The 21,092-nt window shown below is 65.3% G+C and carries 22 protein-coding genes and 2 tRNA genes; 13 read left to right on the top strand and 11 right to left on the bottom strand.

Annotation, left to right across the window (positions count from 1 at the left end; translation table 11 throughout):
* Positions 1–14 precede the first annotated feature (14 nt).
* The 4 genes from AC5JDC_RS01695 (at position 15) to AC5JDC_RS01710 (ending at position 4,589) form a co-directional block, all read left to right on the top strand.
* A complete protein-coding gene (locus AC5JDC_RS01695) occupies positions 15–1,892 on the top strand; it encodes an ABC-F family ATP-binding cassette domain-containing protein (protein ID WP_495838552.1) in 1,878 nt (625 codons plus the stop codon).
* 55 nt (positions 1,893–1,947) lie between these two features.
* The gene (locus AC5JDC_RS01700) at positions 1,948–2,073 is read left to right on the top strand and encodes a hypothetical protein (RefSeq protein WP_495838554.1); all 126 of its coding nucleotides are present in this window, start codon (positions 1,948–1,950) and stop codon (positions 2,071–2,073) included.
* Positions 2,074–2,155: 82 nt separating this feature from the next.
* Entirely contained in the window at positions 2,156–2,422 is a 267-nt protein-coding gene (locus AC5JDC_RS01705; RefSeq protein ID WP_495838556.1) for a toxin-antitoxin system HicB family antitoxin, read from the top strand.
* 43 nt (positions 2,423–2,465) lie between these two features.
* Positions 2,466–4,589: a molybdopterin-containing oxidoreductase family protein gene (locus AC5JDC_RS01710; protein ID WP_495838558.1), complete on the top strand. Its 2,124-nt coding sequence runs from the start codon at positions 2,466–2,468 to the stop codon at positions 4,587–4,589.
* Positions 4,590–4,625: 36 nt separating this feature from the next.
* Here the strand turns inward: AC5JDC_RS01710 and AC5JDC_RS01715 are convergent, their stop codons facing one another.
* The 4 genes from AC5JDC_RS01715 to purM are packed head-to-tail and all read right to left on the bottom strand — an operon-like array spanning position 4,626 to position 8,043.
* Positions 4,626–5,141 carry a SixA phosphatase family protein gene (locus AC5JDC_RS01715; protein ID WP_495838559.1) on the bottom strand — a complete coding sequence of 172 codons (516 nt, stop codon included), beginning with the start codon at positions 5,139–5,141 and terminating at the stop codon, positions 4,626–4,628.
* 58 nt (positions 5,142–5,199) lie between these two features.
* The gene (locus AC5JDC_RS01720; RefSeq protein WP_495838561.1) at positions 5,200–6,231 is read right to left on the bottom strand and encodes a phytanoyl-CoA dioxygenase family protein; all 1,032 of its coding nucleotides are present in this window, start codon (positions 6,229–6,231) and stop codon (positions 5,200–5,202) included.
* A 46-nt stretch (positions 6,232–6,277) separates the two neighbouring features.
* On the bottom strand, positions 6,278–6,982 hold the full coding sequence (purN, locus tag AC5JDC_RS01725) for a phosphoribosylglycinamide formyltransferase (protein WP_495838563.1): 705 nt from the start codon (positions 6,980–6,982) through the stop codon (positions 6,278–6,280).
* Positions 6,979–8,043 (bottom strand): phosphoribosylformylglycinamidine cyclo-ligase, encoded by a 1,065-nt coding sequence (purM, locus tag AC5JDC_RS01730; RefSeq protein ID WP_495838565.1) that lies wholly within the window; start codon positions 8,041–8,043, stop codon positions 6,979–6,981. Before purM ends, purN begins: the two co-directional genes overlap by 4 nt.
* 150 nt (positions 8,044–8,193) lie before the next feature.
* On the opposite strand from purM, the gene AC5JDC_RS01735 reads away from it, so the two are divergent.
* The 7 genes from AC5JDC_RS01735 to iolB all read left to right on the top strand — a co-directional run bounded on the left by AC5JDC_RS01735 (position 8,194) and on the right by iolB (position 16,058).
* The gene (locus tag AC5JDC_RS01735; protein WP_106772061.1) at positions 8,194–8,751 is read left to right on the top strand and encodes a CDP-alcohol phosphatidyltransferase family protein; all 558 of its coding nucleotides are present in this window, start codon (positions 8,194–8,196) and stop codon (positions 8,749–8,751) included.
* Positions 8,723–9,886 carry an AI-2E family transporter gene (locus tag AC5JDC_RS01740; protein WP_495838568.1) on the top strand — a complete coding sequence of 388 codons (1,164 nt, stop codon included), beginning with the start codon at positions 8,723–8,725 and terminating at the stop codon, positions 9,884–9,886. Before AC5JDC_RS01735 ends, AC5JDC_RS01740 begins: the two co-directional genes overlap by 29 nt.
* A gap of 54 nt (positions 9,887–9,940) precedes the next feature.
* Positions 9,941–10,639 (top strand): DnaA regulatory inactivator HdaA, encoded by a 699-nt coding sequence (hdaA, locus tag AC5JDC_RS01745; protein ID WP_495838570.1) that lies wholly within the window; start codon positions 9,941–9,943, stop codon positions 10,637–10,639.
* A gap of 442 nt (positions 10,640–11,081) precedes the next feature.
* Positions 11,082–13,010: a bifunctional 5-dehydro-2-deoxygluconokinase/5-dehydro-2-deoxyphosphogluconate aldolase gene (locus AC5JDC_RS01750; protein ID WP_495838572.1), complete on the top strand. Its 1,929-nt coding sequence runs from the start codon at positions 11,082–11,084 to the stop codon at positions 13,008–13,010.
* Between the two features lie 76 nt (positions 13,011–13,086).
* Positions 13,087–14,937, top strand: coding sequence for a 3D-(3,5/4)-trihydroxycyclohexane-1,2-dione acylhydrolase (decyclizing) (gene iolD, locus AC5JDC_RS01755; RefSeq protein ID WP_495838574.1), 1,851 nt, complete (start codon positions 13,087–13,089; stop codon positions 14,935–14,937).
* A gap of 96 nt (positions 14,938–15,033) precedes the next feature.
* Positions 15,034–15,246, top strand: a complete 213-nt coding sequence (locus tag AC5JDC_RS01760) for a DUF3329 domain-containing protein (RefSeq protein WP_495838576.1) — start codon at positions 15,034–15,036, stop codon at positions 15,244–15,246.
* The gene (gene iolB, locus AC5JDC_RS01765; protein WP_495838578.1) at positions 15,246–16,058 is read left to right on the top strand and encodes a 5-deoxy-glucuronate isomerase; all 813 of its coding nucleotides are present in this window, start codon (positions 15,246–15,248) and stop codon (positions 16,056–16,058) included. The genes AC5JDC_RS01760 and iolB overlap by 1 nt, the downstream gene beginning before the upstream one ends.
* A 19-nt stretch (positions 16,059–16,077) precedes the next feature.
* Here the strand turns inward: iolB and AC5JDC_RS01770 are convergent, their stop codons facing one another.
* Positions 16,078–16,284: a hypothetical protein gene (locus AC5JDC_RS01770; protein ID WP_106772068.1), complete on the bottom strand. Its 207-nt coding sequence runs from the start codon at positions 16,282–16,284 to the stop codon at positions 16,078–16,080.
* Positions 16,285–16,293: 9 nt separating this feature from the next.
* Positions 16,294–16,554, bottom strand: a complete 261-nt coding sequence (locus tag AC5JDC_RS01775) for a hypothetical protein (RefSeq protein ID WP_106772069.1) — start codon at positions 16,552–16,554, stop codon at positions 16,294–16,296.
* 102 nt (positions 16,555–16,656) lie between these two features.
* Here AC5JDC_RS01775 and AC5JDC_RS01780 point away from each other — a divergent pair, with 102 nt between their 5' ends.
* Complete coding sequence (locus tag AC5JDC_RS01780) at positions 16,657–16,827, top strand: hypothetical protein (protein ID WP_165816040.1); 171 nt, start codon at positions 16,657–16,659, stop codon at positions 16,825–16,827.
* 45 nt (positions 16,828–16,872) lie between these two features.
* Here the strand turns inward: AC5JDC_RS01780 and AC5JDC_RS01785 are convergent.
* The 4 genes from AC5JDC_RS01785 to AC5JDC_RS01800 all read right to left on the bottom strand — a co-directional run bounded on the left by AC5JDC_RS01785 (position 16,873) and on the right by AC5JDC_RS01800 (position 18,030).
* Positions 16,873–16,949 (bottom strand) — tRNA-Arg (locus tag AC5JDC_RS01785).
* Between the two features lie 44 nt (positions 16,950–16,993).
* Positions 16,994–17,299: an ETC complex I subunit gene (locus AC5JDC_RS01790; RefSeq protein WP_106772070.1), complete on the bottom strand. Its 306-nt coding sequence runs from the start codon at positions 17,297–17,299 to the stop codon at positions 16,994–16,996.
* A 24-nt stretch (positions 17,300–17,323) separates the two neighbouring features.
* Positions 17,324–17,400, bottom strand: a tRNA-Pro gene (locus AC5JDC_RS01795).
* A gap of 405 nt (positions 17,401–17,805) precedes the next feature.
* Complete coding sequence (locus AC5JDC_RS01800) at positions 17,806–18,030, bottom strand: DUF6471 domain-containing protein (protein WP_495838582.1); 225 nt, start codon at positions 18,028–18,030, stop codon at positions 17,806–17,808.
* Positions 18,031–18,128: 98 nt separating this feature from the next.
* On the opposite strand from AC5JDC_RS01800, the gene AC5JDC_RS01805 reads away from it, so the two are divergent.
* Entirely contained in the window at positions 18,129–18,362 is a 234-nt protein-coding gene (locus tag AC5JDC_RS01805) for a hypothetical protein (RefSeq protein ID WP_495838584.1), read from the top strand.
* Between the two features lie 1,852 nt (positions 18,363–20,214).
* Here the strand turns inward: AC5JDC_RS01805 and AC5JDC_RS01810 are convergent.
* Complete coding sequence (locus AC5JDC_RS01810) at positions 20,215–20,976, bottom strand: hypothetical protein (protein ID WP_495838586.1); 762 nt, start codon at positions 20,974–20,976, stop codon at positions 20,215–20,217.
* Positions 20,977–21,092: the final 116 nt, after the last annotated feature.

The raw sequence follows: 21,092 nt of genomic DNA on the forward strand, positions 1-21,092 counted from the left end.
AAAAGCGCCGGGCCATGCTGACCATCACCGATCTTTCGCTCCGCGTCGCCGGACGGCTCCTCCTCGATCATGCCTCGCTCTTCCTGCCGGAAGGCACGAAGGCGGGGCTGGTCGGCCGAAACGGCACGGGTAAGACCACGCTGTTCCGCGCCATCACCGGCGATCTTTCCAGCGAGACCGGTTCGATCGCGCTGCCGAAGAACACGCGCATCGGCCAGGTCGCCCAGGAGGCGCCCGGGACAGAGGAGCCGCTGATCGACATCGTGCTGTCCGCCGACAAGGAGCGCGCCGCGCTGCTGGCGGAAGAGAAGACGGCGACCGACCCGGAGCGCATCGCCGAGATCCACATCCGGCTGGCCGACATCGACGCGCATACGGCCGAGGCGCGCGCCGCTACCATTCTCGCCGGCCTCGGCTTCGACGCCGAGGCGCAGCAGCGGCCGGCCTCGTCCTTTTCCGGCGGCTGGCGCATGCGCGTGGCGCTGGCCGCGGTGTTGTTCTCGGAGCCGGATCTGCTGCTGCTCGACGAGCCGACCAACTATCTCGACCTCGAAGGCACGCTGTGGCTGGAGACCTACGTCGCCAAATATCCGCGTACGGTGCTCCTGATCAGCCACGACCGCGACCTGCTCAACCGCGCCGTCAACTCGATCGTCCATCTCGACCAGCAGAAGCTGACCTTCTGGCGCGGCGGCTACGACCAGTTTGAGCGTCAGCGTTCCGAGCAGCTCGAATTGCAGGAGAAGAGCCGCGTCAAGCAGGAGGCGCAGCGAAAGCACCTGCAGTCCTTCGTCGACCGCTTCCGCGCCAAGGCGTCGAAAGCTAGGCAGGCGCAGTCGCGCATCAAGGCGCTGGAGAAGATGAAGCCGATCGCCGCCGCGATCGACGATACGGTGCGGCCGTTCAACTTTCCCGAGCCGGTGAAGACGGTGGCCTCGCCGATCGTGGCGCTGGACGGGGTTTCGGTGGGCTATCAGCCCGGCAGCCCCATCCTGAAGAAGCTGTCGCTAAGGATCGACGCCGACGACCGCATCGCCCTGCTCGGCGCCAACGGCAACGGCAAGTCGACCTTCGCCAAGCTTCTGGCGGGGCGGCTGAAGGGGGACGCCGGCACGATGACGATCGCGCCCGGGCTGAAGGTGTCGATCTTCGCTCAGCACCAGCTCGACGACCTCAGGCCGGAAGAAAACGCCTACGAGCATGTGCGCCGCATGATGCCGGAGGCGCCGGAATCGAAGGTGCGGGCGCGCGTCGCCCAGTTCGGGCTGACGACGGAGAAGATGAACACGCCGGCCAAGGATCTGTCGGGCGGCGAGAAGGCGCGGCTCCTCATGGGGCTGTCCGCCTTCGACGGGCCGAACCTGTTCATCCTCGACGAGCCGACCAACCACCTCGACATCGACTCGCGCGAGGCGCTGATGCTGGCGCTGAACGACTTTCCCGGCGCCGTCATCCTGATTTCCCACGACCGCCACCTGATCGAGGCGACGGCCGACCGGCTGTGGCTGGTCAAGGACGGCGCGGTGAATCCCTTCGACGGCGACATGGCCGACTATCGGCAGATCGTCACCGGCGTCTCGGCCGACCGGCGCGAGAAGCGCGAGGCGGAGAAGGCGTCGAAGGCCGACCGCCGCCGCGAGGCGGCCGCGCGCCGCGCCGCCGCCGAGCCGCTGGCCAAGGAAATTCGCGCCACCGAGGCGCTGATGGACCGGCTGCGCAAGCGCATCGACCAGCTCGAGGACCGGCTCGCCGATCCGGCCGTCTACGAGAAGGACCCGACGACGGCCACCCAACTCGCCAAGGAGCGCGCGCAGCTTGCCGCGCAACTCGGGAGCCAGGAGGAGCGCTGGCTGGAGATGTCTGCGGAGTATGAGGCGGCGACGGCGGAGTAGGCGACTTTTTGTTGTATATTACCGGCTTCGGGCGGCCGACGATAAGGTCTTCCGAATGGTGGCGAGCGTACCGCTTTTCCTGAAATACGAGGCGGTTCTGACACGGCCCGAGCATTTGCTGGCGACGGGACTGAATGTCGGCGCGGTCGCGGGTTTTCTGGATTATCTGGCTGCATCGTGACCTTCAACTCTGGGCATTTTGCGCCGGCCTCGCGTTTCGGGATCGAGATAGTTACTCCAGCGGAACTGATGAGGAGACTGGCATGACCAAAGCGAACTACGCCCTGCGCCTCCAGCCTTCGCTCAAGAACGCGGCCGAGCGCGTCGCCTCGGCGGAAGGGACGAGCCTCAACCGGTTCATAAACGTGGCGGTCGCGGAAAAGCTCTCTGCGCTGGAGACCGAGGAGTTCTTCGGCAAGCGCGCCGTCCGCGGCGACCGCAAGGCGTTCCTGACGTTTCTCGATGGAGCCGGCGACGAGCCGCCGGAAGACGGGGACGTCTTTGCGCCGCAGCCCGGCAATAAGGAATAGCTGGCCCTACGCACGCCTGCAGAAAATTGCTAAGCGTCGCTTCATGAACCAGCACGCCCGCATCGCGTCAGCAAAACTCAAGATCGGCCATTCGGCCTGTCCGCACGACTGTCCGTCGACCTGCGCGCTCGACGTCGAGCTGATCGACGAGCGCACCATCGGCCGCGTCCATGGCGCCAAGGACAATTCCTACACGGCTGGCGTCATCTGCGCCAAGGTGGCGCGCTATGCAGAGCGCGTGCATCATCCCAGCCGGCTGCTGAAGCCGCTGGTGCGCGCCGGCGCCAAGGGGGAGGGCGCCTGGAAGGAAGCCAGCTGGGAGGCGGCGCTTGATCTGGTCGCCGAAAAATTCGAGGCGGCCGAGGCGAAGTTCGGCAGCGAGACCGTCTGGCCCTATTATTATGCGGGCACGATGGGGCTGGTGCAGCGCGACGGCATCCACCGGTTGCGGCACGCCAAGAAATATTCCGGCTTCTTCGACACCATCTGCACCAATCTCGCCTGGACCGGCTGGGTCATGGGCGCCGGCGCGCTGCGCGGCGCCGATCCGCGCGAGATGGCGAAGTCCGACTGTGTCGTCATTTGGGGCACCAACGCGGTGGTCACCCAGGTCAACGTGATGACCCATGCCGTGCGCGCTCGCAAGGAGCGCGGCGCCAAGATCGTGGTCGTCGACATCTACGACAATCCGACGGTGAAGCAGGCCGACATGGGCCTGATTGTCAGGCCGGGCACCGACGGCGCGCTCGCCTGCGCGGTCATGCATGTGCTGTTCCGCGACGGTCTTGCCGATCGCGCCTATCTGGAGAAATACACTGACGACGCCGGGGGGCTCGAGCAGCACCTGCGGACGAGGACGCCGGAATGGGCTTCGGCGATCACCGGGCTTTCGGCCGCCGAGATCGAGGCTTTCGCGCAACTGGTCGGCACGACGCAGAAAACCTTCTTCCGCCTCGGCTATGGTTTTGCACGCCAGCGCAACGGCTCGGTGAACATGCACGCCGCGCTGTCGGTCGCCGCCGTCACCGGCTGCTGGCAATATGAGGGCGGCGGCGCCTTCCATTCCAATTCGGGCGTGCTGAAGCTCAACACCGAGCTGCTGGACGGCGCGCGGCTGCGCGACCCGAACATCCGCTTCCTCGACCAGTCGCGCATCGGCCCGATCCTGACGGGCGCGCCGGAAGCGCTGAACGGCGGCCCACCGGTGACGGCCATGCTGATCCAGAACACCAACCCCGCCAATGTCTGCCCCGAGCAGCGGCTGGTGAAGAAGGGGTTTCTGCGCGACGACCTGTTCACCTGCGTGCACGAGCAGTTCATGACCGATACGGCAAAACTCGCCGACGTCGTGCTGCCGGCCACCATGTTCCTGGAGCACGACGACATCTACAAGGGCGGCGGCAACCAGCATGTCACGCTCGGGCCGAAACTGATCGAGCCGCCGGAAGGGCCGCGCCCCAACCATTTCGTCATCGAGGAACTGGCCAGACGGCTCGGCGTCGCGCATCTGCCGGGCTTCGGCATGACCGAGCGCGAGCACATCGAGGTGATGCTGGAAAAGAAGGGGCTGGGCACGTTCGACAGCTTCCGAGAGGAGCGCTGGGCCGACCTCCAGCCGGATTTCGAGACCGCGCATTTCCTGAAGGGTTTTGGCCACGCCGACGGAAAATTCCGGTTCCGGCCGGACTGGACCGGCACGGTCGCGCCTAACCGGCCGCCGAGGAGCATCGGCATCCAGGGCGATGTGGCGCGGCTTCCGGAATTCCCCGACCATGTCGAACTGATCGAGGTTCCGGACGCCGGGCACCCGTTCCGCCTGGCGACCTCGCCGGCGCGCTCCTTCCTCAATTCCAGCTTCACCGAGACGCCCGGTTCGCGCCAGCGCGAGGGCCGGCCGGAGCTGCTGGTCCACCCGGAGGACGCCGCGGCGCTCGGGTTCGAAGGCGGCGACCGCGTCGAGATCGGCAACCGGCGCGGCGAGGTGGTGCTGCATGCAAAGCTGTTCGACGGGGTGCGCCGCGGCGTCGTCATCGCTGAAGGCATCTGGCCGAACGACGCGCACGAGCGCGGCGAGGGCATCAACGTGCTGACCGGCGCGGACGCGCCGCCGCCCTATGGCGGTGCGGCGTTCCACGACAACCGGGTGTGGGTGCGCAAGGCGGCGTGAGGCCACGCTTGGTCGCAGTGTTCGCAGCTAAGGCCCCTAGTCCAAATCCTTCGGCCGCAGGCAATGGGTGAGCCGCGCCGTGCCGAGGCGCAGGTCTGCCCACCCTGCATCGAAGACGAGACGGGCGAGGGCGGCCGTCGGAAATTTCTCATCGAGCTGCTTCAGGGCGAGGGCGTCCGACGCGGGGGCGGCGAGCTGCTTTGCCAGATCACCTAGCCCGGGATTGTGGCCGAGCACCAGCAGCGTGCGGACCGCTCCGGCCGTCTTTCGCAGTTCGTCCAGCACCTGCTCCGCCGATGCCTCGTACAGTTCTTTGCAGAATTCGACCTGGGGCGTCTCCGGCAGCTCGGCCGCAACAAGGTCCCAGCTCTGCACGGTGCGTCGGGCAGGCGACACGAGCGCCGCGTCCGGCAGCCAGTCACGCCAGGTGAGTTCGCGCCCCATTCGAGGCGCCGCCTTGATGCCGCGCAGGGCGAGCGGCCGGTCGAAATCGTCGAGCGTGTCGTCGGCCCAGCTCGACTTCGCATGGCGAAGCAGCAGCAGCGTCTTCATGCAGCTGTCCTTTGATGCAGCGCATTTCGCTGCGTCCAGAACGAGGCACCTCGGCCGATCAGGCTCCGGAACGCTGCCACGGACTGACACGTCCGACCTTCTTCCAGATCCGCCGCGTCAGGCCCAGGCTTACGAGAAAGTCCTCCATCCACCAGCCGATCTGTAGCTTCCGCCCGTGCACGAACGGCAGCAGGGCCGTGTCCAGGAAAGTCAGCGGATTGAACGGGTTCGGCCGCATCGAGGCATAGATCTCGACACGCGTCGACGGCCGCAGCGACAGACCGCGTGCATGCAGGCCGAAGGTGTCGGCCACCACCAGCGTGTTTCCGGGGACGGCGAAGACATGCCTGCCCGGCAGTCGCAGGATCGGGAGCTGTTCGTCGGCGACGCGGAATGCGCCTCCCTTGGTGACCTTCCGAGACGCGAGCACGCTCCGGCGCTTGTGCCAGGCCTGACGCCGCTTCGTCGGCCGATGCGAGCCGGGCACGTAAGTGAACGGTCCCTGATCCGGCTCGACGCCATGGAGGAAGAACCAGGCCTTCATCGTCGGGTGGAATGTGTCCATGTGCAGCTTCGTCTGAGGGTCGGACCTGGACCCGCCTGACAGTGCGAAGATCGTCTGGATGCAGACGATCGGCTCGGCGTTGAAGCCGCCGATATAGCGGGTGAGACCGCGCCACTCGGCCGATTCGAGCAGCAGGCGCAGATGCGGCGCCCGCGCCAGGACTGCCGGCGTCACCGCGATGCGCCGGGTCACGGCGTTGCCCTCGATCATGTCGCGGGCGGGTGCCGTGAGCACGCGGATTTCCTCGACCAGCGCGGCATAGTCGGTTTCCTGGAGGAGGTTGCGCTTTTCGACGAAACCGTGTTCGGCAAAGAAGGCCCGATCGACCTCCGGCACGAGCCTTGCCAGCCGGGCACGCCGCATGTCGGCGATGCGATGCGCAAGGCGCATCCGCCAGACATGCAGCCCCCGCCGGTTGAGGCCGGCGTCTCCGATCAGCGGATCGGCGAAGGATTTGTAGCCCGAGACCAGCCTCAGCACCGACAGCGGAAAAAGCAGATAGCCGAGTGGTCCGCGGAGATTCATCAGGGATGCCTCATGACCTCGCGCCTGGTGGATCGCGATTCCATGCTCACGGCGTGAACCGTGCCAGCGCCTCCAGGTCGATCTGGCCGGCCGACGCTACCAGGGAATCGAGCGCGGCCGTCTCCGAGACAACCGGCGTGGAGGGATCGAACACGGTCGCGCCGCTCACCATCCGGGCCTTGCCCTCGGCGACCAGCTTCAATGCCCGCGGATAGAGGCGATGCTCGGCCTTCAGCACCCGAACAGCCAGCGTGTCGGCGTCGTCGCCCGGCAGCACCGGCACGGCCGCCTGCGCTATGATCGGCCCGCCATCCATCTCCGCCGTCACGAAATGCACGGTGCAGCCATGGATACGCACGCCCGCTGCCAGCGCCTTGCGATGCGTGTCGAGGCCCCTGAACAGCGGCAGCAGCGCCGGGTGGATGTTGATCATCCTGCCCTGCCATTCGGCGACGAAGGCGTCGGTCAGGAGCCGCATGTAGCCGGCCAGGCAGACGATCTCGGTACCGAAGGCATGCAGCGTCGCATCGATCGCCTGATCATGCGCTTCCTTGCCGGAATAGTCGGATCGGGGCACGACCCGGATCGGGATGCCGGCGGCCTCGGCAACGAGCAGGCCGGCAGCGTCCGCCTTGTCGGAAATGACGCCGACGATTTCGGCGGGGAAGTCGGCCTCCTTCGCGGCGGCGATCAGCGCCGCCATGTTCGAACCGCGTCCGGAGATCAGGATGGCGACGCGCTTGCGGGTCATAGGTCGAGCGATCCCCGGTAGATGACGCCGGCGTCGCGCCTCGGCACGATGCGGCCGATCGGCGTCACCGTCTCGCCGGCTTCCTGGAGCACCGCCGCGACCTGTGCAGCCTGCCCGGCGGCCACGACGGCGATCATGCCGATGCCGCAATTGAAGGTGCGCATCATCTCCTCCGGTGCCACGCCGCCGGTCTTGGCCAGCCAGGAGAACACCGGCGGCACGTCGATCGAGGCGAGGTCGAGCTCGGCCGAAAAATCCTTCGGCAGCACGCGCGGGATGTTGTCGGGAAAGCCGCCACCGGTGATGTGCGCCAGGGCCTTGATGCCGTGCGTGCCCCGGACAGCCTTGAGGATCGGCTTCACATAGATGCGCGTCGGCTCCAGCAGCGCCTCGCCGAGGCTGGCTCCGTCGGCGAACGGCGCGGGATCGCCCCAGCCGAGGCCGGACATATCGACGATGCGGCGGATCAGCGAAAAGCCGTTGGAATGGGCGCCGGAGGAGGCGAGGCCGAGCAACACGTCGGCCTCGACGATGTCGTCGGTGGGCAGCAGCTGGCCGCGCTCGGCAGCTCCGACGGCGAAGCCGGCGAGATCGTAGTCGCTGCCGTGATACATGCCGGGCATCTCGGCCGTCTCGCCGCCGATCAGCGCGCAGCCGGCCTGCCGGCAGCCGTCGGCGATGCCGGCGACGATCGCGGTCCCCTGGTCGGGATCGAGCTTGCCGGTGGCGAAATAGTCGAGGAAGAACAGCGGCTCGGCACCCTGGACGACGAGATCGTTGACGCACATGGCGACGAGGTCGATGCCGATCGTGTCGTGCCTGCCTGAATCGATGGCGATCTTCAGCTTGGTGCCGACACCGTCATTGGCGGCGACCAGCACGGGATCGGTGAAGCCGGCGGCCTTCAGATCGAAGAGGCCGCCGAAGCCGCCGATTTCGCCGTCGGCGCCGGGGCGCCGGGTCGACCGCACCAGCGGCTTGATCCGCTCCACCATGTCGTTGCCGGCGTCGATGTCGACGCCGGCCTGGGCATAGGTGAGCCCGTTTTTCTGCCCGCTCATCGCTTGCTTCCCGGCTGTTCGCAGACCCGGCTCTTCGCATGAACCGTATCGCCTCGCAAGGCGGCCAGTGCAAGCGCGGCTTCTGGCACTTGCGGGTTGCCGGCCTCTCGACCATGTATGCCAATGGAATGATTTGGGGAGAAACGGTTCGTGACCATCCCGAACCTGATCACCATCCTGCGTTTTCTGCTGGTGCCGGGCGTCGTATACGCCATGCTGTCGGGGCGCATGGACTGGGCCTTCGCGGGTTTTGTCATCGCCGGCGTCTCCGACGCCGTCGACGGCTTCATCGCGCGGCAGTTCAACCAGCGCAGCGAGTTCGGTGCCTATCTCGACCCGGTCGCCGACAAGCTGCTTCTGGTCAGCGTCTTCGTCGTGCTCGGGATGATGGGCGAGCTGCCGCTGTGGCTGGTGATCGCGGCCGTAACCCGCGACGCGCTGATCGTCACCGCGGTCATCCTGTCCTCCGTGATGGCGCGACCGGTGGAGATGAAGCCGCTGCTGGTCTCCAAGGCCAACACGGCGCTGCAGATCGTGCTGGTGATCGTGGTCCTCGCCGAACTCGCCTTCCGGACCGATTTCGGCTGGCCGCTCGACGGCCTCGTCTATCTCTGCGGCCTCTTGACCGTCGCTTCCGCAGCGGCCTATCTCGTCGCGTGGCTGAGGCACATGAACGGCTATGGCGAAAGCACGACAACGCAGCGCTGAGGCTCCCGCCGGGGAAGCACCGTCGGGCACGCTCCAGCGCCAGATACGGTTCTGGATCATCGCCGCCGTAATCGTCGCGCTGTTCCTCTACATCTTCAGCGAGATACTGCTGCCCTTCGTCGCCGGCATGGTGCTCGCCTATTTCCTCGATCCGGTTGCCGACAGGCTGCAGCGGCTCGGCCTGTCGCGCCTCATGGCGACCATCGTCATCCTGATCACCTTCGTCCTCGTGCTGGTGATCGCTCTGGTGATCCTGGTGCCGCTGCTCGCCTCGCAGCTCTCGGACTTCGCCGCCAAGGCGCCGGAATATCTGAGCCGCCTGCAGGCGCTCATCACCAGCTTCGACCCGCAGTGGCTGGAACGCCGCTTCGGCGTCAGCGCAGACGACCTGCGCGAGGGCCTGAATTCGCTGCTCGCTTCCGGCGCCGGCTTCGTGACCACCATCTTCACCTCGATCTGGAGCTCGGGCATGGCGCTGGTCAGCGTCGCCGGCCTGTTCGTGGTGACGCCGGTCGTGGCGTTCTACATGCTGCTCGACTGGGACCGCATGGTCGCCAAGGTGGACAGCTGGGTTCCGCGCGACCACGTCGGCACGGTCCGCCAGATATTTGCCGATATCAACGCTGCGACGGCAGGCTTCGTGCGCGGGCAGGGCACGCTCTGCCTGGTGCTCGGCATCATGTATGCCGTCGGCCTTACCTTGACCGGACTGAATTTCGGCATCCTGATCGGCCTGTTCGCAGGACTGATCAGCTTCATTCCCTATGTCGGCTCGCTGGTCGGCCTGACGCTTTCGATCGGCGTCGCCTTCGTGCAGTTCTGGCCGGACTGGCTGATGATCCTGGCGGTGGCCGTCGTCTTCTTCATCGGCCAGTTCATCGAGGGCAACATCCTGCAGCCGCGGCTGGTCGGCAAGAGCGTCGGCCTGCATCCAGTATGGCTGATGTTCGCGCTGTTCGCCTTCGGCGCGCTGTTCGGCTTCGTCGGTCTGCTGATCGCCGTGCCGAGCGCGGCGGCGATCGCCGTGCTGGTGCGCTTCGCCATCTCGCGCTACCTCGATTCGCCGCTTTATGTCGGCCACTCGCAGGACGAGGCGCCGCCTGTGCGTGCCGGCAGGTCCGAACCCGTGGACTAGCCTGGCCATGGTCGCCCTCGTTCCCGCCGCCGCCCTTCGGGGCGCGTGAAAGACATGCCCATGCCCGACCGCCCGCGGCAATTGCCGCTCGATCTCGGCCACGTCGCCGGCCTCAGCCGCGACGACCTCGTCGTCTCCGCCGCCAACCGCGACGCCCTCGTACTGGTGGAACGCTGGCCCGACTGGCCGTCGCCCGTGGTCGTGCTCGCCGGCCCGCCGGGGTCGGGCAAGTCGCATCTGGCCGCGATCTGGCGCGAGCGCGCCGCCGCCGCGCCGCTCAGCGCCGAAGCCGTCGCCGAGGCGGGCACGCGCGAGGCGAGGCTGGAGTTCCTCGTGGAGGACGCCGACACGCCGCGCCTCGACCAGACCGGGCTGTTCCACCTGATCAACCGCGTGCGCGCCGGCGGCGGTCATCTGCTGCTCACCGCGCCGCGCTTCCCCTCGGCATGGAGCGTGACGCTCCCCGACCTCGCCTCGCGGCTCAAGGCGGCGACCGTGGTCGAAATCCATGAGCCCGACGACCAGTTGCTCGCCGGCGTCATCACGAAACTCTTCGCCGACCGCCAGGTGGAGGTGGAGCCCAGCGTCGTGCAGTTCCTGGAACGGCGCATCGAGCGCTCGCTGTCGGCGGCCATCCGTATCGTCGGCCGGCTCGACGCCATCGCCCTGGAGCGCAAGTCGCGCATCACCCGCGCGCTGGCGGCGGAAGCGCTGGCGGAGATGGAGCACGGCCGCGCGGAGCCGGGTATCTAAACATCCGGCAGTCGGCTCCTCCGGACGGCGGTCCTGCCGATCGGCGCGGCCGCCGCCGGCCGAGCCTGCATTGCCGGTAATTCCCGGCTCAGGCTTTAGCGGCAGCCGGTGGCGAACCGCGCTCTGTCCGCTTCTCCTCGGCATGGAATAAGTCGTGTCGATGTTGTCCGCGTCGGCGCGATGTCCAGCAGCGATCCGCGTGGACAAAGCCGGCAGACCGGACCCGATCGCAACGCGGTCGCGGAGCCATTCTCGACCAGCCGCCCCGTCCGGCGCATCGCCTTGGTCACCAGCCGTCACGAGTCCAACGGGCCGCCTGGCTGGGCGCCCTCGCGTGGGGCCTCTGCTGCAATGGAATATAAATTCCATGTTGACTTGACTAGGGAGTTATCGTTTCATTCTGTTGGTGAGGCAGGGACGGCTGAGCGAACCGGAGGCGATCATGGCGAATCCGCAGGACCAGGCCGCCCTGGACGTCATCACGATCGGCCGCGTCTCGGTCGATCTTTATGGCCAGCAGATCGGCTCGCGTCTCGAGGACATTGCTTCCTTCGCCAAGTCGGTCGGCGGCTGCCCGGCCAACATCGCAATCGGCACGGCGCGTCTCGGCCTGCGCTCGGCGCTGCTGTCGCGCGTGGGCGACGAGCAGATGGGCCGTTTCGTGCGCGAGCAGTTTTGCCGCGAGGGCGTTTCGGTGGATGGCCTCGTCTCCGACAGGGATCGCCTGACGGCTCTGGTTCTGCTGGCGGTGGAGGAGGAGGGCGTCTCGCCGATGATCTTCTACCGCTCCGACTGTGCCGACATGGCGCTCGACGAGCGAGACGTCGACGAGGCCTTCGTCGCCTCCGCCCGCGCGATCGTGGTCACGGGCACGCATTTCTCGCGGGAAAATACCGAGGCGGCCCAGCGCAAGGCGATCCGCATCGCCAAGGCGCATGGCCGCAAGGTGGTCTTCGACATCGACTACCGTCCGAACCTGTGGGGGCTTGCCGGCCATGCCGCCGGCTTCGAACGCTATGTGAAATCCGACCGCGTCTCGGCCCGGCTGAGGACGGTGCTGCCGGACTGCGACCTGATCGTCGGCACCGAGGAGGAGATCATGATCGCCTCCGGCGCCGACGACGTTCTCTCCGCATTGCGGGCGATCCGCGCCGTTTCGCCGGCGACCGTGGTGCTGAAGCGCGGTGCGATGGGCTGCATCGTCTATGACGGGGAGATCAGCGACGACCTGGAGGACGGCATCGTCGGGAAGGGTTTTCCGATCGAGGTGTTCAACGTGCTCGGCGCCGGCGATGCCTTCATGTCCGGCTTCCTGCGCGGCTGGCTGGGCGGCGAGAGCCTGGAGACCGCCGCGACCTGGGCCAATGCCTGCGGCGCCTTCGCGGTCTCGCGGCTGCTGTGCTCGCCCGAATATCCGACCTGGGCCGAGCTGCGGTATTTCCTGGAGCATGGCAGTCCGCATCGGGCGCTGCGCAAGGACGAGACGATCAGCCACATCCACCGCGCCACCACCCGCCGCAAGCACATTCCATCACTGATGGCGCTGGCCGTCGACCATCGGGGCCAGCTCGAAGCTGCCGCCGAGGCGGCGGGAGCCGCGCCGGAGAAGATCGGGCAATTCAAGGTACTGGCTGTGAAGGCCGCCGCGCGAGTCGCGGCCGGACGGGAAGGCTACGGCATGCTGATCGACGAGAAGCATGGCCGCGACGCCATGTTCGAGTTCGCCCGCCATCCCTTCAGCTGGCTCGGCCGACCGGTAGAGCTGCCCGGCTCGCGGCCGCTGCGCTTCGAATTCAGCCAGGATCTGGGCTCGCAGCTGGTCGAATGGCCGGTCGACCATTGCATCAAATGCCTGTGCTTCTATCATCCCGACGACCCGGCCGAACTGAAGGCCGAACAGCAGGACAAGCTGCGGGCGCTCTCGGACGCCGCCCGCAGGGTTGGCCGCGAACTGCTGGTCGAGATCATCGCCGGAAAGCACGGGCCGCTTGCCGAGGATACCGTTCCGCGCGCGCTGGAGGAACTTTACGGGCTCGGCATCAGGCCCGACTGGTGGAAGCTGGAGCCGCAGGTCTCCGCTGCCGCGTGGCGGGGGATCGGCGCGACGATCGAGCGCAACGATCCCTATTGCCGCGGTGTCGTGCTGCTCGGACTGGAGGCGCCGGAGGAAGACCTCATGCAGGCGTTCGCCGCCGTTGCCGACGTCCCGGTGGTGAAGGGCTTTGCCGTCGGCCGCACGATCTTCGCCGCTTCCGCCGAGCGCTGGCTGGCCGGAAGGATCAGCGACGAAGAAGCTATCGACGAGATGGCCGGGCGTTTCGGGCGGCTGACCGAGGCCTGGCTTTCGCAGCGCGAGCGGAAGGCGGCGTAGCAGACCGACTTTGTGGCGGCGGGGCCGCCTAGCCTATCTTCGTCGCTCGCTTCGAGACGGCACGGGAGGAAAAGACATGAGCAAAACCATCCGCCTCACCATGGCGCAGGCGCTGACGCGCTACCTTGCCGCCCAGATGACCGAAATCGACGGCAGCAAGGTGCCGCTGTTCGGCGGGGTATGGGCGATCTTCGGTCATGGCAATGTCGCCGGCATGGGCGAGGCGCTCTATCAGCAGCGCGACAGCCTCCCCACCTTCCGCGCCCACAACGAGCAGGCCATGGCGCATGCGGCGATCGCCTTCGCCAAGGCACATTTCCGCCGCCGCATGATGGCTGCGACCACCTCGATCGGCCCGGGCGCGACCAATCTGGTGACGGCCTGTGCGCTGGCCCACGTAAACCGCCTGCCGCTGCTGCTGTTGCCCGGCGACGTCTTCGCCAACCGCAGGCCCGATCCGGTTCTGCAGCAGGTAGAGGATTTCGGCGACGGCACCGTCTCGGCCAACGACTGCCTGCGGCCGGTGTCGCGCTATTTCGACCGCATCACCCGGCCCGAGCAGATCATCACGGCGCTCGGCCGCACGATGCAGGTGCTGACCGATCCGGCGGAGTGCGGGCCGGTGACGCTGGCGCTCTGCCAGGACGTGCAGGCGGAGGCTTATGACTATCCGGAAAGCTTCTTCGCCGAGCGCCTGTGGCTGCCGCGTCGTCCGCGGCCCGACCGGCGCGAGCTGGAGGCCGCCGTCGCGGCGCTGAAGCGGGCGCAAAAGCCGCTGATCATTGCCGGCGGCGGCGTGCTCTATTCCGGCGCATCGCAAAAGCTCGCCGCCTTCGCCGAAAAATTCGGCATTCCGGTCGGCGAGACGCAGGGCGGAAAATCGTCGCTGCCCGACAGCCATCCGCTCAATATGGCGGCCCTCGGCGTCACGGGTACCACGGCGGCCAACCGTCTGGCCGCCGAAGCCGATCTGGTGCTGGCCGTCGGCACCCGCCTCCAGGACTTCACCACCGGCTCCTGGGCGCTGTTCAAGCGCGACAGCAAGGCGATCGTCGGCCTCAACGTGCAGCCTTTCGATGCCGGCAAGCACCGGGCGCTGCCGCTGGTGGCCGATGCCGCCGAAGGCCTGGACGCGCTGGCCGATGCCCTGGAGGGCTGGAAGGCGCCTGGCGGCTGGGTCGAAACGGCGAAGCAGGGGAAGGCGGACTGGCGTTCCGTGGTCGAGCGCGTCACCGCCTCGACCAACGTTCCGCTGCCGTCGGACGCGCAGGTGATCGGCGCGGTGCAGCGCGCGCTCGGCGAGGAGGTCGTCCTGCTGCACGCGGCCGGCGGCCTGCCCGGCGAGCTGCACAAGCTCTGGCGCGCCGGCTCCCCCGGCTCCTATCACGCCGAATACGGCTATTCGACCATGGGCTACGAGATCGCCGGCGGGCTCGGCGTCAAGATGGCGAAGCCGGCGCAGGAGGTGGTCGTCATGGTCGGCGACGGCTCCTACCTGATGCTGAATTCCGAACTCGCCACCTCGGTCATGCTTGGATTGAAGCTGATCGTCGTGCTGCTCGACAATCGCGGCTTCGGCTGCATCAACCGGCTGCAGATGGCGACCGGCGGCGCCAGCTTCAACAACCTGCTGGGCGACACCCGCCACGAGATCTTGCCCGACATCGACTTCGCCGCCCATGCCGCGAGCCTGGGTGCGATCTCGGAGAAGGTGGCATCGATCGCCGGCCTGGAGGTGGCGTTGGCCAAGGCGCGGGGCAACGACCGCACCACCGTCGTGGTGATCGACACCGACCCGCTGGTATCGACCGACGAAGGCGGCGCCTGGTGGGACGTCGCGGTGCCGGAAGTGAGCGCGCGCGAGCAGGTGGTCGCGCGCAGGCGCGACTATGAGCAGGCACTGGAGCGCCAGGCGATTGGGGATTGAGGCCGGCCGTTCCGCCTTCGGGATTAAGTTATCCGCGGATCGAATCGATGCGCTAGAAGGGACGGCGCGACCTTCTCGATCCGATGGCAGGCCTTGATGACCAAAGACACCGACCACCCTTTCCTCCGCCCCCTCTGGCGCCGCGTCGCGCTGGTGGTCTTCTGCGCCGCCTGGGCGGTCTGGGAGTTCTCCAACGGCGAGACCTTCTGGGGCACGCTGGCCGCCGGCATGGCGGTCTACGGCGCCTGGATTTTTCTCATTTCCTACAAGGCGCCCGTGGACGGGCCGACGGAAGAAAGGAAGGAGTGATGTCGAAACTCCTGGTCAGGCCGAAGGCCGGCAACGGTCTGCTCGCCAAAGTCACGCCGGAAAGCGCCGGCTGGCGCTATGTCGGCTTCGAGTTGCACCGGCTCCGGCCGGGAGACACCGTTTCCGCCGAAACGGCCGGGCAGGAGGCGTGCCTGGTGTTCGTCAGCGGCCGCGGCCGGGCGACTGCCCAAGGCCGGGATTTCGGTCTGCTCGGCGAGCGCATGTCGCCCTTCGACGGCAAGCCGTGGTCGCTCTACGTGCCGCAGGACTGCGACTGGTCGGTCACGGCCGAGACGGATCTCGAGCTTGCCGTCTTGCTGGCGCCAAGCCTGGGCGGCGGCCTTCCGGCCCGTGTCGTCGGCCCCGACGATGTCAGCCAGGAGGTGCGCGGCAAGGGCACCAACACGCGCTATGTCACCAACATCCTGCCGGAGGGCGAGCCGGCCGATTCGCTGCTGGTGGTCGAGGTGATCACGCCGGGCGGCCACACCTCCAGCTATCCCCCGCACAAGCACGACCGGGACGACCTCCCGACCGAATCCTACCTGGAGGAGACCTATTACCACCGCATCAACCCGCCGCAGGGTTTTGCCTTCCAGCGCGTCTATACCGATGCCGACGCGGACGGCAGGCGCTCGCTTGACGAAACGATGACGGTGGAGGACGGCGACATCGTCCTTGTGCCCGAGGGCTATCACCCCTGCGCGGCCTGCCACGGTTACAACCTGTATTATCTCAACGTCATGGCCGGCCCGACGCGCACGTGGAAGTTCCACAACGCGCCCGAGCACGCCTGGATGCTCAAGGCGTAAGGCCGCCGGCCGGCAAAGCTCAGCTCGTGCGGGCTGAGCGGGATGCGGCGCGCGGGGCCGTTCGACGCTTGGCTGCCGGCTTGCGACCATTGCTGCCGGCCCGTGCCGGCCGGCGCGGGGCCTCGGGCACCGGCTCGAAGTCGGACGGGACGGCGTTCAAAAATTCCTTGCCTATCCGGTAGGCCGCATAGAAGGCGGCGCCGGCGATAACGAGACGGATCACCATCGCTTCCTCCTAGCGGTCGACGAACTTGTTGAAGCGGCTCGGCTTGCCGTCGCCGGTCTTGTCCTGGTGCAGGAAAGCCAGCCGGTTCTTGTCGAAGATGTCGAAGAACTCGTCCCATCCGATATGGTCGAAATTCTCCTCCTTCTCACCGAAATCGATCCGCAGCACGCCGCCGCTGCCGCCCGTGCGGACAACGGCGGGTTTGCCGTCGCGCTCCTCGGTCCATTTCCTGATTTCGGCGTGGTCAGTGGTGGTGGTCGCTTCGCTCATCGGAACCTCCATGTCGTGCCCGACTAACGGGTGTCCGCGCCACGGGTTCCGGGAACCGCTGCCGCCCTGCGTCATTGATTCCGAAGCCGAAGGGAGACCGACATGGCCGACATCCTCGATTTCAGCGCCGACCGGGTGTTCGTGAGGCCAGCCGAACGCGGCTGGATGGTGCGCATCGTGGAGGGCGGCCGGAGGATGGACTATGCCTTCGAGCGCAAGGCGTGGGCGGAGATTTTCGCGCGCTACGAGCGGCAAAGGATGTTCGGGAGATGAGCGTGCCGGAGCGACGCTATAACTCATTGAAAAAGAGAACTAATTTGGCGATCCCGGCAGGATTCGAACCTGCGACCATCGGCTTAGAAGGCCGGTGCTCTATCCAGCTGAGCTACGGGACCGTCATGCCTGGGCGCAGCCGCACGGGTACTGCGAAACTCTCCCGTCAATGCGTCCAGGGTATCTTGCGGTCATAGCGGAAATTCTCCGCATAGGAAATCTGCCGCCGCTTGGCTTCCTTGGGCTCCTGCACGCGATAGGCGAGGCCATGCTTCTCGGCGTAAGCCACCGCTTCCTCGCGCGTGTTGAAGGTCAGCCGGATCTGGCTCTTCATGTCGGAGGAGGTGGTGTAGCCCATCAGCGGGTCGATCTTGCGCGGCGTTTCCGGATCGAATTCGAGTACCCAGTAGCCGGTCTTGGCCGTGCCGGACTGCATGGCGGTCTTGGCGGGGCTGAAAATGCGCGCTGACATCGGTTCCCTCATGCATGCTGCCGCTGGTCGGAGTGGCAGGATTCGAACCTGCGACCCCCTGATCCCAAATCAGGTGCGCTACCAGGCTGCGCTACACTCCGCGATCTGCTAAGTACCTGTTCTTACTGCACTCTTCTTGACTAGTGACGCCCCTAACGACTTCGAGTTAGTGGAGTCTGTAACCAAAAATGTGTCCAGCACAACTCTATGACGGCTCCTTATGCCGACTTTAGGTCTCAACGCAAGCACGACCGACACGTATATCGCACGTGCACATGACTTTTCCCGCAATTTGCTGCAACCCATTGTCGCACTGGGCAAAACGGCCTTTAAACGTCGCGTGCTAGTCTGGAGCCCGTCTCGTCACATACGGCACAACTTCCCACGCAGGGCCGCGTTTGTCGTGTGTAGAAAGTGTGCGGCGTCACGACGGCGCCTCAATCTGGCAAGCGCGCTGGCGTGCCTCTTTTGCCACGGCACGAGGTGCAACTTCGACGTGCCGGGCGCTAGTCGAGCCGAAGGCGGTCCGAGCCGATCGCATTGAGAACTTGCGCCAGGAACACTGCTGAAAATCGTCCCCTAGCAAGCTTGTTGGCAATGTTCGCCTCACGCTCCACCACGCCAATCGCTGCCAATTTCGAGACGAGTTCCGCGTAACTCATTCCCTGCCGCTTCAACTCGGCCTTAATGAGATTGCTGAGATCGGCCTCCCAATTTCGCGCGTGCGTCATGACCGTATTTTTTCTCCCTTCCCGTCTTGCAATCGCCAAGACATATCATATATAGTAGAAAAATAACGAAATCAGTATAAAATCAGGATAAACCACTCATGCCTCTCGACCCTATCGCCTCTGCCGTGATCGTTCGGCTTGTCCACGAGCTTTCGACGGAACTCGATCTGCACCATGCTGACGAAGAGATGCCCTTCCTGCACACCACGATGGAAGCTCTTTTCGAGGCTGCCAGCCTGCTCAAACAGAACCATATCGAACTGCCCGAGCCGTTTCTGCACCTGCAGAAACGCGTCGAACCATTTGGTACCGGTTCCGGTTGTCGACACTGAAGATAGGGACTGACTGACTTGCTACAATGGGAGGGTGGGCCAGGCCCGAGGTGCGGGATGACCGCTCGGGAAACACGTCCATCCATCCCCCCACAAATGCCAAGCATGAGATTGCCCGACGTGGCATGACGCGGGATGTCAGTCAAACAGCACGGATAGTTCCGATGGATCCTCGATCGCTCGCGTCAAGAGTGCGGCTGGAGTCTTGGCGCCATATGCGCCGAATTGCCGTGTCTGCTGAGCATGATGATCACACGGAGTGCGGCGGTCAGAGCTAGGCCATAGACCGCCTCCTTGGCCTGGACTATCACCTGAAGGGGCGCTGTGAGCGGGCAGAAAGGTCGGTCAGCTTGTTCGTAGTCTAACTGCAGCGGGGTGGTGTAGGAGCCGGGTGGGGGCCTCACGGGTCACCGCCCGGTATTCGCCCGTGGTGGCGTCCTGGCACTCCATAAGCACGAGGTCACTGTTGCGCGCGGCGGCGCGAGCGAAATTGGTTCGATGTCCACGCAAGAGGGCCATGGTTCAAGTCTCCGGTGAAGGGCGGAGGGGATAGGGTCGGCTTCCCCTGTGGGGGAAACGAGGGAGAGCCAGGGCTGGGCGCAGCATGGCTACGGCTGGGGACCGTGCTGGTGCGGTGTCAGACCGTGGTGTGGGTCACGCGAGGAAAAGCGAAATCGATCTTCCTTGAGCTTTCAATATCCCATACACTTTGAACGGCCTTAACAACCCAGATTTGTTTTTAAATTTTTCTCTTATACCCGCCTCTACGCGAAGAGAGGGAAGGAGTAAAAGGGATATTTATTATAGAGAAGCAAGAAGCGTGCCAATTTGCTTTTGCTGTGTGCAATAAGCCGCTTAGGGCGGCCTCCTCACGTGATTTTTGGTACTTTAAGAAGGGATGACCAGAGGGGGTCGGACCCGATCGCTCGCCAATTCACGGCGAGGTCTGGCCTTGATGACGTTCCCCGACGCCTCTCCCCATGGGGAAAACGCCGGAAAGCCCGTAGTAATAGCACGCTGCCCGTGCGCGGAAGACGCGGTTGTGGGACATCGTTCACCCTCCGTTGACGAGTCAACAGGTATCCGAGCGCATCGCATCCTAGTCGAGCCGACGGGACCAGCCTACAGGCCCGGTATCCCATACACTTCCGCCCAGGTGCTCGGATCAGGACCGCGAAGGCCCGATGATCACGATCCCAACCCTGGGACTGCGTTCCCGCCAATCCATATCGCAGCATTCTGGTCGAACCGAACCCGCACGTTGTCATGCAGGCCGTCCCGAGCGCGAAGTAGCCGACCCCCGGTGGTGCAGAATATTATACCTGACATTCGGGCACACGGCGCCCAGCCAGGGTGCTGCGAAGGGCGTCAGCCTTGACCAGATAGTCACGGTTAGACCACACGGTCCGCAGCCTGGGCCTGAGGATGCCCTTTCATCTGGCGAAATGACTCCAGTGGCAACGCAATGGCGGGATCATTCCGTCGGCTTTCTGAAAAACCTCCGGCTCGCGTTCTCCAGGCGCTGCCCCTCACTCTGATCAGGTGACCTCTGGAGGGCTGAATGGAGGCTCTAATTGTGTCAAGCGGCAAGGAGTATACCATTTTCTGGGAAATTGAGGATGTCACGCGCGCTATGGTCTCACACACGCTCCGGAAAAATTTTCGAGTTTCGTGGTGATATGATAAGGGCTCCGAGGCCTCCATCGTCCTTCGTGCCGGGCGACCGTCACGGCTTTCATCTTTCCTGACGATCTGATTTGCCAAGCCCATTCAAAGCTCACAGCTAGGTGGATTTAAGCGAGTAGTTTGAGCGACCCGCCGATCTTTCTGACAATGCAGTGGCTCGGCGGCCTCAATGGATCGTCCAGCCTCCATCCCCGATTATCCTGAAGCTTAGAAAGCGATCATAGAGAGGCGTCATGCGGTAGCGCCGATCCTCGATCATGACCCGTCGGTCATCGTCGGGATGCTGCTCGATCATACCGAGCCAGAGCAGCGGGCGGATCAGGCGGGAGAACAGGTAAAAGCTCGCATCCTTCACCGGGCTGAACCGATAGCTGGTGATGAGGTCGAGCGGCAGGCACCAGCCCGCCAATTCCGTGAGCGGCACCCAGTCATCGAGCCTGCTCTGCACCACGCCGAGGAAATGCACGATGTCGGCATCGTCATACTCGATGGAAAACCGCTCGTAGCTCCAATGATCTAAAGCGATAAAGAAAGCATCGAATAGCTCGGCTTGCAATGCACCGTAATCGCCGACGATCCGTTTCCCTGCCGGTGACAGCAGCGCCTTGCCCTTGTAGCGGCGGATCAGTCGTGCGCCGATCAGAAGCTCGTGCATTATCGCGAGTGGAAGGAAGTCCGGTTCGTTCAGAACCTTGTTTACGGCGTACAACTGCTCGGCCTCATAGCCGGGCCAGCAGAAATCCGCCGCTGCCCAAGTAACGAATTTGCGATAGAACGCACCGGACTTGGTGAGCGCGATGCCGTGATGATCGCGAATGTACATCAGCACCTTCATGGCGTTCATGGACATAGGGCTGCCGAAAAGCTCGGCCACGCCGAGGCTCTCCTTCAGCATCACGATGGGAGCGATCCTCGACTGGCGGATCATGAGTGCACACCGCCGACAAGTCGCAGCGCCATTGAATAAGCGACCGGATACGGCTTCTCTTGGTTGAAGAGAATACTCGCGGCAATCATGCTGTCCGTTCCAAGTCGCCGCGCCCG

It is taken from the genome of Kumtagia sp. (assembly GCF_059502445.1).

Coding starts and splice junctions, on each gene's coding strand:
- AC5JDC_RS01775 (WP_106772069.1), bottom strand. CDS start 16,554: ATGAGCGAAGCGACCACCACCACTGACCACGCCGAAATCAGGAAATGG.
- purM (WP_495838565.1), bottom strand. CDS start 8,043: ATGAGCGGGCAGAAAAACGGGCTCACCTATGCCCAGGCCGGCGTCGAC.
- AC5JDC_RS01700 (WP_495838554.1), top strand. CDS start 1,948: ATGGTGGCGAGCGTACCGCTTTTCCTGAAATACGAGGCGGTTCTGACA.
- AC5JDC_RS01800 (WP_495838582.1), bottom strand. CDS start 18,030: ATGACGCACGCGCGAAATTGGGAGGCCGATCTCAGCAATCTCATTAAG.
- iolD (WP_495838574.1), top strand. CDS start 13,087: ATGAGCAAAACCATCCGCCTCACCATGGCGCAGGCGCTGACGCGCTAC.
- AC5JDC_RS01720 (WP_495838561.1), bottom strand. CDS start 6,231: ATGAATCTCCGCGGACCACTCGGCTATCTGCTTTTTCCGCTGTCGGTG.
- AC5JDC_RS01715 (WP_495838559.1), bottom strand. CDS start 5,141: ATGAAGACGCTGCTGCTGCTTCGCCATGCGAAGTCGAGCTGGGCCGAC.
- AC5JDC_RS01805 (WP_495838584.1), top strand. CDS start 18,129: ATGCCTCTCGACCCTATCGCCTCTGCCGTGATCGTTCGGCTTGTCCAC.
- AC5JDC_RS01790 (WP_106772070.1), bottom strand. CDS start 17,299: ATGTCAGCGCGCATTTTCAGCCCCGCCAAGACCGCCATGCAGTCCGGC.
- AC5JDC_RS01740 (WP_495838568.1), top strand. CDS start 8,723: ATGGCGAAAGCACGACAACGCAGCGCTGAGGCTCCCGCCGGGGAAGCA.
- AC5JDC_RS01695 (WP_495838552.1), top strand. CDS start 15: ATGCTGACCATCACCGATCTTTCGCTCCGCGTCGCCGGACGGCTCCTC.
- AC5JDC_RS01770 (WP_106772068.1), bottom strand. CDS start 16,284: ATGGTGATCCGTCTCGTTATCGCCGGCGCCGCCTTCTATGCGGCCTAC.
- hdaA (WP_495838570.1), top strand. CDS start 9,941: ATGCCCATGCCCGACCGCCCGCGGCAATTGCCGCTCGATCTCGGCCAC.
- AC5JDC_RS01705 (WP_495838556.1), top strand. CDS start 2,156: ATGACCAAAGCGAACTACGCCCTGCGCCTCCAGCCTTCGCTCAAGAAC.
- AC5JDC_RS01710 (WP_495838558.1), top strand. CDS start 2,466: ATGAACCAGCACGCCCGCATCGCGTCAGCAAAACTCAAGATCGGCCAT.
- purN (WP_495838563.1), bottom strand. CDS start 6,982: ATGACCCGCAAGCGCGTCGCCATCCTGATCTCCGGACGCGGTTCGAAC.
- AC5JDC_RS01760 (WP_495838576.1), top strand. CDS start 15,034: ATGACCAAAGACACCGACCACCCTTTCCTCCGCCCCCTCTGGCGCCGC.
- AC5JDC_RS01750 (WP_495838572.1), top strand. CDS start 11,082: ATGGCGAATCCGCAGGACCAGGCCGCCCTGGACGTCATCACGATCGGC.
- AC5JDC_RS01810 (WP_495838586.1), bottom strand. CDS start 20,976: ATGATCCGCCAGTCGAGGATCGCTCCCATCGTGATGCTGAAGGAGAGC.
- AC5JDC_RS01780 (WP_165816040.1), top strand. CDS start 16,657: ATGGCCGACATCCTCGATTTCAGCGCCGACCGGGTGTTCGTGAGGCCA.
- iolB (WP_495838578.1), top strand. CDS start 15,246: ATGTCGAAACTCCTGGTCAGGCCGAAGGCCGGCAACGGTCTGCTCGCC.